Below are 13,259 nucleotides of genomic sequence, written 5' to 3'. Positions count from 1 at the left end.
CCGGAATGAAACTATCCAATTGATTGGATTAGTTAAGAACGACACCAGACATAAAACATACTCCCTTATAAGAAAAATTAAATTCTTCTAAAGAATATGATATTTGGAACCATATGTCAATATACAAATCTAAACCTCAATTAAAACATTAAAGGAATGAGATATGGGATGATAAACGACGTGAATACTGCTGCAATCCCCATCGCTGCACCTGCAACTGCCCCTTGAATCTCTCCTTCCTTTACTGCCTCTGCAGTTCCAATTCCATGGGCAATCGTACCTATAGACAGCCCTCGGGCAAATGGATGATCAACCTTAAACATGTTCAAGAGCTTTGCTCCAAACATCGCGCCAATCATTCCAGTTATAATCACATAGGCAACGATTAACGAGATATTGCCATGAATTATCTTCCCTATTTCCGTTGCAACCGGAACAGTTACCGATTTTACGGTTAAAGCAAGCGTAAAATCTTTCGAAAATTGAAAGCATTTTGCTAATAGAATGGCAGATGTTATCGTGGTAATAATCCCGATTGACAACCCCATAATAGCTGCGACAAAGTATTTAGCAAACATAAGCCGATTTTTGTAAATGGGTACTGCTAAAGCAATCGTTGCTGGACCAAGCAAATAGGTCATGATGTTTTTTGCAGGAATGTATTCATCATAAGAAACATTTGACATAACTAAAAAAATGATAATGATGACCGTGCTAATAAATACCGGACTTGTTAACGGAGAGGAATATTTCGCTGCTAGGAAACGTGCAAAATAATAGACAGACATAGTTAAGAGAATACTATAAAGCGTGATCATGATAGTTTACTTTTTCCTTTTCTTTTTTCATAATGACGGCTTGCGTTGCTTTTCCCGCTGATAAAAGACCAATAAATGCACTAACGATAAGAACAAGCAGGAAGGATACGCCTTTCGTTACAAAGACCGGCCCTAGTGTCATTAATCCTACCGAAATCGGAATAAAGAAGAAGCTTAGATGCTTTAGCAGCCAGCCAGCCGCCATTTCTATATGGTCAATCTTAATGATACCTATCCAAAGCAAGAAGAAAAGAATAATTATACCGCTGACGTTACCAGGGATCGGCAAATGGAAAATCCGCACTGTAAGATTGCCAATTTGATAAATACCAATAAGTATCAACATTTGAATCGAAAATTTTCCCATCGTTCTAATCATGTTTAACACCTAACTTTCCAAAATTACAACCAATAATAAGTATAAATGAATGACAAATCAGAATCATTATGTTTGTTCACAGAATATCCATATCCTTTTTAAAAAAACTTCTTTATCTTAATGGTAGGAGGGAATGTTATGAAAAAAATCTATCTCATTTGCTGTCTTGCCGTGTTCTTCGGTATAGCCGGAGGAATTTCTTTCTTTCTCATTCGGGATGCAAATGCGGTCATACCAGCAAATGTCAGCTTAATTAACCAGAATGGCGAAACCTATAATTTTGGTAAGGATAAGACCAAATTAAAGCTAATAGAATTTATTTATACCCAATGTCCAGACATTTGTCCAACTACCACACAAAAGATGGTGGATCTGAAAAAGGATTTAGTAAAAAGTGGAGTTTTCGGTAAGGATATTGAATTTATCACGATAACAATTGACCCCTATCGTGATACCCCAGAGATTCTTCAAGTGTATATGAAAGGGTTCGGAATTAACAATGACAATCATTGGATGTTTTTAACGGGGGAAAAGAAAAATATAAAAAGGGATCAAAGCTATATTAACCGGGTAACGGATGCCTTGCAATTTCAATACAAGGACCCGGGAAACGGACAGTTCGTCCATTCAACGTTTATTTATTTAGTGGATCAAAACAATAAATTTACTGCGAAATTTCCAATGGGAAAAGGCTTTAATAAACAAGATGTCTACGACAAAATCATAGAGAAAATTAGGTGAATAAAAAAAGCGGTTAGTCCCTTTGGATCAATCGCTTTTATTACCATCTTTTCTTATTTAATTCACGGATGAAGGAAATTTTTTAATTTGCTGTAAAGATAATAGGTAATTGGACTTTGGTTTGGTTAGACTCGCCTTAATACCTGCTTTTTTTAACTTGTTAACGAGTTCAGTAAGCTGTTTTTTTGCCATACTTCTCACCCTCTTTAAGACTTCTTAAAAACAATTCTACAACAAATTTATGAATAAAGTGTGAAAATAGAAAAAAATTTTTAGAAAATTTTTCTTACTAGAATCTTACCCTTAAAAACGGAATTCGCTCTTCTTCTATTTTCATGATATAATATATGGCAATATGGTTTTTTGGAGGATGTTTTAAATATGATTACCGTTAGTAATGTAGGTTTACGATATGGAGACCGCAAGCTATTTGAAGATGTAAACATTAAATTTACACCTGGGAACTGCTACGGCCTTATTGGCGCAAACGGCGCCGGAAAATCAACTTTTTTGAAAATTTTATCTGGTGAAATCGAAGCGCAAACCGGAACTGTTCAACTTGGACCAAATGAACGGATGGCTGTGTTAAAACAAAACCATTTTGAATATGAGGAAGTTGAAGTACTAAAAACCGTTATTATGGGTCATGCGAGACTCTATGAAGTTATGCAGGAAAAAGACGCGATTTACATGAAAGAAAACTTTACGGATGAAGATGGCATGAAAGCTGCCGAGCTCGAGGGTGAGTTTGCTGAATTAAATGGCTGGGAAGCTGAACCAGAGGCGGCCATTCTATTAAAAGGGCTGGGTATTGGTGAAGACCTTCACGATAAAAAAATGGCCGACCTATCAGGCTCAGAAAAAGTGAAAGTTTTGCTTGCTCAGGCTTTATTCGGCAGACCAGATGTACTGCTGCTAGACGAGCCGACAAACCACTTGGACATCAAAGCGATTCAATGGCTTGAAGATTTTTTAATTAATTTCGAAAATACTGTTATCGTTGTTTCCCATGATCGTCATTTCCTTAATAAGGTTTGTACGCACATCGCAGATTTGGACTTTGGAAAAATTCAAGTCTATGTAGGAAACTATGATTTTTGGTATGAATCGAGCCAATTAGCCACAAGAATGGCATCAGACGCGAACAAAAAGAAAGAAGAAAAAATAAAGGAACTTCAAGCCTTTATTGCCCGCTTTAGCGCGAATGCTTCTAAATCAAAACAAGCTACTTCCCGGAAGAAATTGTTAGATAAAATAACACTTGATGATATAAGACCTTCCTCACGCCGGTATCCATTTGTTGGGTTTACTCCAGATCGTGAAATAGGAAACGATTTATTAAGAGTGGATGGGTTAACAAAAACAATTGACGGTGTGAAGGTCCTTGATAATATTAGTTTTACAATGAATAAGGGAGACAAAATTGCCCTTGTTGGGACAAATGAGCTGGCCAAGACGACTCTTTTCAAGATTTTAATGGGTGAAATGGAAGCAGATGCCGGAACTTTCAAATGGGGAATTACAACTATACAGGCTTATTTTCCTAAAGATAACACCGAGTATTTCGAAAATAGCGACCTCAACCTTGTCGATTGGCTTCGCCAGTTTTCTCCTAAGGATGATAGCGAAAGCTTCTTAAGAGGATTCTTAGGAAGAATGCTCTTCTCTGGGGAAGAAGTATTGAAAAAAGCAAGCGTCCTATCAGGGGGAGAAAAAGTTCGCTGCATGCTCTCTAAAATGATGCTAAACGGTGCCAATGTGTTGCTGCTGGATGAGCCAACAAACCATCTGGACTTAGAATCGATTACCGCTCTCAATAATGGACTAATCAATTTTAAAGGCTCATTACTGTTCGCTTCACATGACCATCAATTCATTCAAACTATAGCAAACCGCGTGTTTGAATTAACGCCAAATGGATTAGTGGATAAGCAAATGTCATATGATGAATATCTTGAAAATGCGGATGTTCAAAAACAAGTGGCAGAAATGTATCAATAATAGAACAGAAAAAGGCACCCAGGTTTAAATCCTTGGGTGCCATTTTTGTTATCTTATCAGAATTTAAATCATTGAACTTTGAGTCCAGCTCCAGCGCCCTAGCGGCTAATGTCCTTCGCTCTCCGCCCTACGATAAGTCAACATCGAATCGCTACGCTCTTCGTGTTTCCTTTATCTCAGTTGGAGCGCTCCAGGCCATACGCCGCTGAACAGGGCGCTTGCGCTTTTCCTAGTATCTTTTTTGTTTTTTTCTTGATGATGGTTCTGCTATTGCACCTGTTTCGGTTGTTGTTGTTCCTTGGCCTTCCACTTGCGCAGAATTAAGCCCAATTGTTGATGCGTCTTTTTTACGCTTTCCCATATGCCCACCTCCCCTATTAGCTTTTGGAAGATTATCTCTTTTATACAGAATATTTAGCTGAAACTTTGGCATGATAATCTAGAGGAGGAGGTGTTTTGTATGGCAAAAGTTGGAGTGGAACAATCTCTTACAAATATTCAGCAGGCATTAAGGGAAAAGGGTTATGATGTTGTAGAACTAAAACAGGAAGCAGATGCCCAAAATTGTGATTGCTGTGTGATTACCGGTCTGGATTCTAACATGATGGGAATGCAGGATACCTTCACAAAAGGTTCTGTTATTGATGCAAATGGGATGTCCGCAGATGAAGTTTGTCAACAAGTGGAGAGCAGGCTGCACTAATTTTTTCAAAAGACTAAAGAATTTCCACTTTAGTCTTTTTTTGCTTTAATATTCACCCTCGGGCCTTTTTCTGAAAAAGGCTCTTGCTTTTTTTCATTACGATTATTTTCCCCTTTTTCTTCTTCATCTAAATTAGGGGTATATTCACTGCCATATGTTGCCCCAATGTTTAACTTACCTGTTAATTCTTTTATTCCCAGCTGGCCAAAATTATTATTGAGCTCGTATTTATCCACTATGATTTTTTCAATATTAATTTTTTCGATGATAATCGGCGGATCCTTGGTTTTGATTATTTTTTCTGTCGGTATTTGCTCTTGGAAGCTTTGCAAAGTACTTTTTATCTCCATTAAATTGATTTCCAAGGAAGACAATTTTTTCTTTAATTCCTTATCATATTCATTTTTCCGGAATATCAAGAATAAATTTTTTAATGACATGCTCACAAACGCTCCCTTACTTTATACCATACTTCATTTATATGGGAAAAACAGCTTAACATGTCCACTTTAAAAAGGAGACGGTTAATTTAGCTAGTCGATGGGAATGATTTCTCCTTTTTCAATCGTGCGATGATAACTTACAAACAATAAGCCGTTCCAAAATTTAGCATTAAGCTGATTAGGACGGACGGTATCAGGTAATTTAATTTGACGCTGGAATTCGCCATAAAACCTTTCAGAATAGGTGATTTTAAATTGTGGATGGATTGGCAGGGCCTCGCCTTTAATGGTTAGGATATCGCCGTTGAGTCCTAATTCAATATTCTCTTTCTTAACCCCTGGAAGCTCCACCATAATCATCACTTCATGCTCGCTTTCTAACACGTCGATAATCGGGAATGTCCGTGAATTTTTCTGTTCTCGAACCCCCTCCCCCTCAACGTTTGAAAAAGGCGTTTTAAATTGTTGGTCATTCATAAATTGTTTGGTGAACTCTTGGTCAAATATATTACTCCAGAAATCCCCGCCATTCATATTCTTGGCAACATCCATCCATTGTTTTAACTTTTCCATATCCATCTATCCACACCCCCTTCGTCCCTTTAAAAGGGTACCTAACAACAATGTAATCCATTTTTATCTGCCTACTTCCATATTACTAAACTGGTTTGTATTTTAATCCTTATATCCCTCTTCTTCATAAACGTTCAAGAAACGCATATATTTAAAAGCAAGAAAAAGGAGGCGATGAAATGCCCGCTCCAGCTCCATATATTAATATTAATATATTTATGATTAAAATTAATTCCTTTGAAAATGCTTCTGCAGTAAATATTGGTCAAAATCTTTTAGCTGATTGGCATAATTATGATAAAAAAAATCAGGGCTTTGGGCAAAATTCAGCTGATAATAGTGATTTTTTCGGAACACGAAGTTTTGTTGATGACAGAGATCAAATTGATTCTCCTGCATCCTTCGACTCCAGTCCTTTAAACTTTGAAAAGATGTAAGGAAAAAAAGCCGCGGAAAGAGGATTCTTTCCACGGCTTTTTAAAATTTTCTATTAATCTTTTTTCGGATACCTATTAAGATTCCTATAAACGCAATAATCATAAACCCCAAAATAACATTTACCTGTAGGAGCGGTTTTTCACTTTCTTTTGGTTTTTCAATCTTCTTAGCAGCTACCTTAGGCTTTGGCGGTTCGTTATATTTTAATTGGATTGACTGGATTACTTGACCATTTTTATTTTCTATCGACAACATTCCGTTACTATCTACGTTTTTAATACATCCGTCGACTGACTCTGTAATAATGGTGTCGTTTTCAGGATAAAATTCTTTATTATCCTCTTTAAAAATTTCCCCTTGCTTAATTGTTTCCTGCTGAAAAGCTTTAAATCCATAATCAAACAATAGTGCCGTGTCATCATATTTATCTCTTTTTTGCTCAGACTTCAGGACAACAGCAGTTAACCTTATTTTCCCATTATCAGCGGTCGTTGCCAAGGTTTGTTTCGCTTCTGTTGTATAGCCTGTTTTCCCGCCGGTAATACCATCGTAAGGCAATTCGCCTTTCAACATCCGGTGATGGGTGAAGAGCGTCGTTTTCCATGACTGCCCTTCCCACTCAAGCCTTTTGGTTCCAAAAATTTCAGAAAAAACAGGGTTCTTAATGGCATAATTCGTCATTAAAGCTAAGTCCATTGCTGTTGTATAATGATTTTGATCAAACAAACCATTAGGATTGATGAAATGGGTATTTTTCACTCCAATCGTTGATTTAAGATATTCATTAAGATTTTCTCCAAAATGTTCTACAGTTCCGTCCATATACTCAGCAATTGCCACTGCTGCATCATTTCCGGAGTTGATTAGCATCCCTTGGATTAGTTTCTTTAATGGGACCTGTTCCCCTTCATTCAAATATACCCTGGTTCCATCTTGATTTACTGCATTAGCACTGACGGTAACGATACTGTCTAAATTCCCTTTTTCAATCGCATAAATGGCGGTAGCGATTTTGGTAAGACTTGCCGGGTACATTTTTTCTTCTGCATTTTTTGCGTAGAGCACAACACCAGTATCTGAATCCAGCAAGACAACTCCTTCACTTTTTAGAGCTAATTGCTGATTTTCTGCTGCATTGGCAGTTAATTGATTCGTTAACAGCAGGAGTACAACCATGATAAAAGAAACAAATTTATTCAATATTTAACACCCTTTTATGTTTAATTCCTCTTTGATTTTACCAGATTTTTTGGAAAAATAAATAGTTTTTCCTAAAGTTTGGTTCAAAGTGGAAATTATACAGGACAAAAAGCCGGTTGGAGGACTATTCCCCAACCGGCGGTAACTTAAGTTCTTCTTTTCGAAATTAATAAGGTAATTTGTGTCATTATGAGAGGTAAGGACGTTTTTCTTCTGTAAGCCAAATATTTCGGTTCCCAAATATTTGTATATTTCGCTTTAAATTTTCTTAAGCTTTGAAAGTGGTAAATAAAGTGTCCGTGCAAGAAAATTTGCGCCGCAATCTTTTCGCTTAAGAAAGCAAATCTTGATAGTCCAACATTTGCCAGCGGTGCCATTCCCATATTAAATCGTTGATAACCCTGATCCTTTGCCCAATCAATTAAAGAAAGGAAAAGAAAATCGATGGTTCCTGTTTCTGCTTCTGGCCTAAACCTCATTAAATCAACTGAAATAGTTTGATAATCATCATACACAAACATAATGCTCATAAAGCCCAAAATCCGGTTCTGATTATCTTTAACCAGTGCAATCGGCGCTTTATTTAAATAGTCGCGATCAAAGAATCCCAATGAAAACCCCTTCTCTTTTCTCCCCTGGAGCCAATCATTTGAAACTTCTTCTAGTTCGGATAAGAGTCCATCTGTAAAAGGAGGCTGCAACAATTCAAAATAAAAATGTTCACGATTAAATTTATTCTTTATCGCTCTTAGACTTTTCATTTTGTTTCCTGAGAGTGAAAAGTTCTTAAGATCGACAAATGCCTCTTCCCCTAATTTAAAAAACGCAAAGCCATGTCCGTGTAGATAAGGAAGCATCGCATCACTGACTTGATAAAAAACAGGCGTAAATCCGTGTAAGTCCGCGATTTCCTGAAATTCATCGATTGCGTTAGAGATTTCGTTTTGTTCACCAATTGGATCTCCTAGAATAACAAGCTTGTCTGCGTATTGCTGAAAAGGGATTAAAACATTTTTCTTGCAATTCCAAAAGATATATTTGTCATGCAGGAATATCAAATGGGATAAAACCTTCCCTTGATACTTCTTTAAATGGATGAAAATTTCCTTCTCACGCCCCCGAGATTTCTCAAATTTCCATTTTTTACGAAAGCTGATCAAATAGCCTGTAACAATAATTAATGACGCGATCACCAATCCAATGAAGGCACTCGTAAATAAATCACGGTAATCGACAATCACATAAGGTAACAATTTTTGTGGAATGGTTAATTTTGCTAGCGGTAAATTTAAATACCCTATTAAAATGTACATCGATGTGATAATCAGAATGACTGTAACATCAAAAATGGTCTTACCCCATGTCAGAACATAACTTTCGCGATAGAATTGTCCCTTTGATGACCGAAGGATTAGCGCTACAATAATTAAAAAGATAGCTTCCTCATAATCTATTCCTTTAAAAATAGAGAATAACGCCGCAAGAATTAAGGCGAACATTGTCAACTCATATGCCCTTTTAACACTGTATTCAATTCCGCGGGATAAACCCAACAGTAAAAAACCTGCCGCCACCGACAGTTGGTGGGAAACATTAATAATTGGCAGTGCTAATAGTTCTTGAGCTACCCTTAGCCTGGACATGATGCCTGGTACACTTGCAGATAAAAGCAGGATTAATCCTGATAAAAAAACGAGCATTGTTAATAGGACATGGCTCAATCTTTGGATAATCGCTTTCGGCAAATAATTCCATGACTGGTTCCATTTTTCCCAATATAGTTTTACAAAAAACACAAGACTGATAAGAAAAGGGATGAAATAATAACCGATTCGGTAAAACAATAGAAGCACTAATACTTTTTCTTCGGGTATATGTAAATCCTGCATGCCCCAGATAAAAACTAAATCAAACGACCCAAGTCCGCCCGGTATCATACTAATAATGCCTGCACATGCTGCCACAATGTAAACAGGAAAAAGATTCTTAAAAGAGATCGGAATGCCCAAAATCCTGCTTAAAGCATAAATAGCTATAAAAACTGCCAGCCATTCTACAATAGAAACGATAACAAGCTCAATACTGACATTAGCCGTAATCGAGGACTGATTTTTTTTTGACTTAAAGGTATGGATAACTAAAAAAATCGGCAGATAAAGCCCCACGCCTAACACGGCAAAATAGAGCCACTTTACATCTGCAAACAATGGAAAGTGCCGGAATCCAATCGTTACAATCCAGGTCAGCGCTGAAATCCCTGTTAAATAAAAAAGTGAAACCGAGGCAATGACCCCAAGCAGCCTTCTTTTATCCTGTTCAAGCTTGTGAAAAAAGTAGGTTCTAAGCATGGCGCCAATCAGACCGCCAAAACCGATTAAATTGGAAAAAGAATTAGCAATAAACGATTGTTCTAATAGCTCTCTTTTTGGAACTCTTAATTTCAATATGCGGATTAAAATAACATCGTATAACAGCATTGGTAATACAGCAGCAAAGGTAATCGCTAATATAACCAATAAAATCCAGAAGTTCAGTTGATTGATCTCATCTTTAAGCAACTGTACATTTAAATCCCCGGTAAACTTTTTGATTTCTATGATTGCAAAGATTAATAAAAACAATGGAAAAATAATTTTTACTGCTTTTAATATTTTTTCTTTTCTAATCCCCAACAAGATAACCACCTATTTTTTCATTCCTGATTTAAATATAAACTTTTCGCTAGGAAAAACAAAGAAATATATTCGTTTAAACGCCAATTCGTTATTCACATTGTAGACATTTTCTTGGATGTTCAACCATTGTAATCTATGAAACCAACATGCTGTGTTCCCTTTTTTCGCTTATGCAAATTAAAATTTTTAAAAATAGACAAGTTTTCTAACCTACTCTGCATAAGTATTAATTAGGACAAATTGATAAGGGGGTTATTAGGTGAAATTCTTGGTCTTAAAAAAAGAAACATTGCTTTTCTTTCTAGCGGTAGGAGTTGTGCTTGCCAGTATTTCAGCATGGTTTATGTTAAAAGCAGGTGATTCTACCGTATTTAATTCACAATCAGATAAGGATATCCGTGAGATTCATATGGTTACAGTAGAATTCAAGACGAAAATGAAAAATGGCAAGGAATTAGAGGTATATCGGTGGGATCCTGGATCAATCTCAATGAAACAGGGGGAAAAAGTGAATTTGTTTATTAGTGGAATTAACGGAGAAAAACATCCTTTCTATATTGAAGGCACAAAAATTAAGGGAACTGTAAAAAAAGGTGAGGAAACCATAGTTCCACTTCAATTCGATAAAGCAGGTACTTACCGGATAATTTGTGAGGCACATTCAGATCGATCGCATAATGGTCCGATGGTTGCGGATATTGTAGTCAATTAAAAGCAGGGGCAGTATTCCTGCTTTTTTCATTGTTCAAAGTCTACTGTTTCATAGGTTTTCACTGTTAATATGTTGATATTATCGACTTCCACTTATATAACAGATTATCTACTTTACCTAATTTTTATAGTACAGTTTTTATTTGAACTAGGAATAGTTCATAGAATAGTCACATCTAAACCCCTAAAAATCCTTAAACACCAACATTTCACAATATCTTAACAATTACCCGCTATTTTACCTGCCACAATTCATATTACAGCTGTTATACTAAATTCAAGTTAAAAATATCTCATCTGTTATATTTTATAAAAAAACCTACGAGGTGAAAAATAATGAAAGCATGGAATGGATTTATTATTGGGACATGGTCCAAGGAAGTTAACGTTCGCGATTTTATCTTAAAAAACTACACTCCTTATGAAGGTAACGACTCCTTCTTAGCTGGTCCAACAGACGCTACAAACAAACTTTGGGAGCAAGTAATGGAACTTACTAAGCAGGAACGTGAAAATGGCGGTGTCCTCGATATGGATACTGAAACGGTTTCTACGATTACATCCCACGGACCAGGATATCTTAATGAAGAACTGGAAAAGGTCGTTGGTGTTCAAACGGACAAACCATTTAATCGGTCGATGCAGCCTTTCGGTGGGATTCGGATGGCTAAAGCAGCCTGCGAAGCGTACGGTTACGAATTAAACCCTGAAATCGAAAGAATTTTTACTGAGTTCCGAAAAACTCACAATCAAGGTGTATTTGATGCCTATACAGACGAAATGATGCTTGCTCGTAAAGCCGCCATCATTACCGGCCTTCCAGATGCCTATGGCCGCGGCCGGATTATCGGCGATTATCGTCGGGTTGCTTTATATGGTGTCGATTTCTTAATCAAAGAAAAACAACAGGATTATCGAAATACAAGCAAAGTTATGTCAGAAGAAAATATTCGGTTACGCGAAGAGATGGCTGAACAACTGCGGGCTCTTAAAGAATTGAAAGAGCTTGGCACAACCTATGGATTTGATATTTCACGCCCTGCTGAAACGGCCCAAGAGGCATTTCAATGGTTATACTTAGGTTATTTAGCAGCAATCAAAGAGCAAAACGGCGCCGCAATGAGCCTTGGACGTGTATCTACCTTCCTTGACATTTATATCGAAAGAGATTTGCAAAATGGTACAATAACTGAAGCGGAAGCACAAGAAATTGTCGACCACTTTGTCATGAAGCTGCGCCTTGTGAAATTCGCCCGAACACCGGATTATAATGAATTATTTAGCGGCGACCCAACATGGGTAACAGAATCAATCGGCGGAATGTCTTTGGATGGACGTGCTCTTGTCACCAAGAACTCATTCCGTTTCCTTCACACATTAGATAATTTAGGACCTGCACCAGAACCAAACTTAACTGTTCTATGGTCGCCGCAGCTGCCTGAAAACTTTAAAAAATACTGTGCGAATATGTCGATTAAAACAAGTTCGATTCAATACGAAAATGACGATATTATGCGCCCTGAATATGGCGATGATTACGGAATTGCCTGCTGTGTATCCGCAATGGAAATCGGTAAGCAAATGCAGTTCTTCGGTGCCCGTGCAAACCTTGCTAAAGCCCTTCTCTACGCCATCAACGGCGGCGTCGATGAAAAGTTAAAAATTCAGGTTGGCCCACAATATCAGCCAATCACTAAAGAAGTATTGAATTATGAGGAAGTCATGGAAAAATTTGATCAAATGATGGAATGGCTTGCAGGTCTATACATTAACACCTTGAACGTCATCCATTATATGCACGATAAATACAGCTATGAAAGAATTGAGATGGCTCTGCATGATACCGAAATACTTCGTACAATGGCAACAGGAATTGCCGGCTTAAGCGTCGTCACTGATTCCCTTAGTGCAATTAAATATGGTGAAGTAAAGGTGATTCGTGATGAAAATGGTTTGGCTGTAGATTTTGAAACAGCCGGTGACTATCCTAAATACGGTAACAATGATGACCGAGTTGACAGCATCGCGGTAGAGATTGTTGAAACCTTCATGAAAAAATTACGCAAACATGGAACGTATCGCAATTCTGTTCACACATTATCAGTATTAACCATTACTTCAAACGTGGTTTATGGTAAGAAAACCGGTAATACGCCTGATGGCCGCCGCGCAGGAGAGCCGTTTGCACCAGGTGCAAACCCAATGCATGGCCGTGATACGAAAGGAACATTAGCTTCCCTATCTTCTGTTGCTAAACTTCCTTACAGCTATGCCATGGATGGTATATCCAATACTTTCTCGATTGTTCCTAAGGCGCTGGGCAAAGAAGAAGAGACTCAAATTCGAAACTTAGTCTCCATCTTGGATGGCTATGCCATAAAAACAGGACATCACCTTAACGTAAATGTCTTTAATCGAGAAACATTAATTGATGCAATGGAACATCCTGAGCAATATCCACAATTAACAATTCGTGTTTCAGGCTATGCAGTAAACTTTATTAAACTAACAAAAGAACAGCAGCTTGACGTCATCAACCGTACTTTCCATGAATCATTGTAAATAGCAGTATAGGAA

The 13,259-nt window shown here is 37.3% G+C and carries 13 protein-coding genes; 6 read left to right on the top strand and 7 right to left on the bottom strand.

Translation table 11 applies throughout. The annotated features are described in order from the left end of the window. Positions 1–140 precede the first annotated feature (140 nt). Together AA980_RS15925 and AA980_RS15920 are read right to left on the bottom strand one after the other, a co-directional pair. Positions 141–818 (bottom strand): LrgB family protein, encoded by a 678-nt coding sequence (locus tag AA980_RS15925; RefSeq protein WP_024029737.1) that lies wholly within the window; start codon positions 816–818, stop codon positions 141–143. Then, the gene (locus AA980_RS15920; RefSeq protein ID WP_024029736.1) at positions 802–1,197 is read right to left on the bottom strand and encodes a CidA/LrgA family protein; all 396 of its coding nucleotides are present in this window, start codon (positions 1,195–1,197) and stop codon (positions 802–804) included. The genes AA980_RS15925 and AA980_RS15920 overlap by 17 nt, the downstream gene beginning before the upstream one ends. Positions 1,198–1,335: 138 nt before the next feature. On the opposite strand from AA980_RS15920, the gene AA980_RS15915 reads away from it, so the two are divergent. Both AA980_RS15915 and AA980_RS15910 read left to right on the top strand, forming a co-directional pair. Then, positions 1,336–1,938, top strand: a complete 603-nt coding sequence (locus AA980_RS15915; RefSeq protein ID WP_024029735.1) for an SCO family protein — start codon at positions 1,336–1,338, stop codon at positions 1,936–1,938. 381 nt (positions 1,939–2,319) lie between these two features. Then, the gene (locus AA980_RS15910; RefSeq protein WP_024029734.1) at positions 2,320–3,939 is read left to right on the top strand and encodes an ABC-F family ATP-binding cassette domain-containing protein; all 1,620 of its coding nucleotides are present in this window, start codon (positions 2,320–2,322) and stop codon (positions 3,937–3,939) included. 229 nt (positions 3,940–4,168) lie between these two features. Here AA980_RS15910 and AA980_RS26475 read toward each other — a convergent pair whose 3' ends face one another. After that, positions 4,169–4,300, bottom strand: coding sequence for a YuzL family protein (locus AA980_RS26475; RefSeq protein WP_024029309.1), 132 nt, complete (start codon positions 4,298–4,300; stop codon positions 4,169–4,171). Positions 4,301–4,399: 99 nt separating this feature from the next. Here AA980_RS26475 and AA980_RS15905 point away from each other — a divergent pair, with 99 nt between their 5' ends. Beyond that, positions 4,400–4,642 carry a YkuS family protein gene (locus tag AA980_RS15905; protein WP_024029308.1) on the top strand — a complete coding sequence of 81 codons (243 nt, stop codon included), beginning with the start codon at positions 4,400–4,402 and terminating at the stop codon, positions 4,640–4,642. Positions 4,643–4,671: 29 nt separating this feature from the next. On the opposite strand, the gene AA980_RS15900 is transcribed toward AA980_RS15905, so the two are convergent. Beyond that, positions 4,672–5,082, bottom strand: a complete 411-nt coding sequence (locus AA980_RS15900; protein WP_024029307.1) for a hypothetical protein — start codon at positions 5,080–5,082, stop codon at positions 4,672–4,674. Between the two features lie 93 nt (positions 5,083–5,175). Next, positions 5,176–5,664, bottom strand: a complete 489-nt coding sequence (locus AA980_RS15895; protein ID WP_024029306.1) for an Hsp20/alpha crystallin family protein — start codon at positions 5,662–5,664, stop codon at positions 5,176–5,178. Positions 5,665–5,837: 173 nt separating this feature from the next. On the opposite strand from AA980_RS15895, the gene AA980_RS15890 reads away from it, so the two are divergent. Next, a complete protein-coding gene (locus tag AA980_RS15890; RefSeq protein ID WP_024029305.1) occupies positions 5,838–6,095 on the top strand; it encodes a hypothetical protein in 258 nt (85 codons plus the stop codon). Between the two features lie 40 nt (positions 6,096–6,135). Here AA980_RS15890 and AA980_RS15885 read toward each other — a convergent pair whose 3' ends face one another. Together AA980_RS15885 and mprF are read right to left on the bottom strand one after the other, a co-directional pair. Continuing rightward, positions 6,136–7,296 (bottom strand): D-alanyl-D-alanine carboxypeptidase family protein, encoded by a 1,161-nt coding sequence (locus AA980_RS15885; RefSeq protein WP_024029304.1) that lies wholly within the window; start codon positions 7,294–7,296, stop codon positions 6,136–6,138. A gap of 146 nt (positions 7,297–7,442) precedes the next feature. Next, on the bottom strand, positions 7,443–9,968 hold the full coding sequence (gene mprF, locus AA980_RS15880) for a bifunctional lysylphosphatidylglycerol flippase/synthetase MprF (protein ID WP_024029303.1): 2,526 nt from the start codon (positions 9,966–9,968) through the stop codon (positions 7,443–7,445). Between the two features lie 262 nt (positions 9,969–10,230). Between mprF and AA980_RS15875 the strand changes: the two genes are divergently transcribed. Both AA980_RS15875 and pflB read left to right on the top strand, forming a co-directional pair. Then, complete coding sequence (locus AA980_RS15875; protein WP_024029302.1) at positions 10,231–10,683, top strand: cupredoxin domain-containing protein; 453 nt, start codon at positions 10,231–10,233, stop codon at positions 10,681–10,683. A 335-nt stretch (positions 10,684–11,018) separates the two neighbouring features. After that, the gene (pflB, locus tag AA980_RS15870) at positions 11,019–13,244 is read left to right on the top strand and encodes a formate C-acetyltransferase (protein ID WP_024029301.1); all 2,226 of its coding nucleotides are present in this window, start codon (positions 11,019–11,021) and stop codon (positions 13,242–13,244) included. The last annotated feature ends 15 nt before the right edge of the window (positions 13,245–13,259 follow it).

This window comes from Neobacillus vireti (assembly GCF_001026695.1).
Classification (GTDB): Bacteria; Bacillota; Bacilli; order Bacillales; family Cytobacillaceae; genus Neobacillus; species Neobacillus vireti.
This window is presented reverse-complemented; position numbering and strand designations above follow the sequence as displayed.